Origin of the sequence: Pseudomonas sp. HY2-MNA-CIBAN-0224 (genome assembly GCF_040310285.1) — a bacterium.
Classification (GTDB): Bacteria; Pseudomonadota; Gammaproteobacteria; order Pseudomonadales; family Pseudomonadaceae; genus Aquipseudomonas; species Aquipseudomonas helleri.
In genome coordinates, this window is sequence record NZ_JBEOPQ010000143.1 from 1 (window position 1) to 627 (window position 627).

The 627-nt window shown below is 45.5% G+C and carries 1 protein-coding gene; it reads left to right on the top strand.

All coding sequences use genetic code 11. The features are described 5' to 3' along the window. On the top strand, positions 1 to 610 hold a 610-nt coding region (locus tag AAEZ03_RS25740; protein ID WP_350582538.1), incomplete at its 5' end, for an IS30 family transposase. Positions 611 to 627 lie beyond the last annotated feature (17 nt).

A 627-nucleotide genomic window follows, 5' to 3' on the forward strand; every position in this document is an offset into this window, starting at 1 on the left:
CAAAAAGGCAGGGGGTAACTTACATAGCGCCCTTAGATGTCAAAAGCGCTATAGGAAACGCCGTCTGCAAGGTTATGATAGGCGCGGAAAGATAGCGAACCGCTGTGATATCAATGACCGTCCCAGTATCATTGAAGCGCGCAGTCGTATGGGCGATTATGAAGGGGATACGGTGGTTGGTCGTGGACATCAAGGTGTGCTTGTCACTCTAGTGGATAGAACAACTCGAGAGACTAAGATCAAAGCGCTACCCAATCGCAAGGCAGTAGCCGTCACACAAGCTTGCATTGGCATGCTAAAAGGTGAACAGGCGTTAAGTATCACCTTTGATAACGGTAAAGAGTTTGCTGACCATGAAACGATGGCAACAGCGTTGAAGGCTGATATTTATTTTGCTCAGCCTTATCATTCTTGGGAGCGTGGAACGAATGAGAATACCAATGGGTTAATTCGTCAGTTTCTACCGAAGTCAATGCGTCTGGATAACCTATGCATGCACTTAGTTCAGTCGATTGAAGACAGTTTAAATAATCGACCTAGAAAGGTGCTAGGGTTTAGAACACCTCTTGAGGTAAAATCTAGCTTCGGGTGCGTTGCACTTCAATGTTGAATCCAAGTTATAAAGAC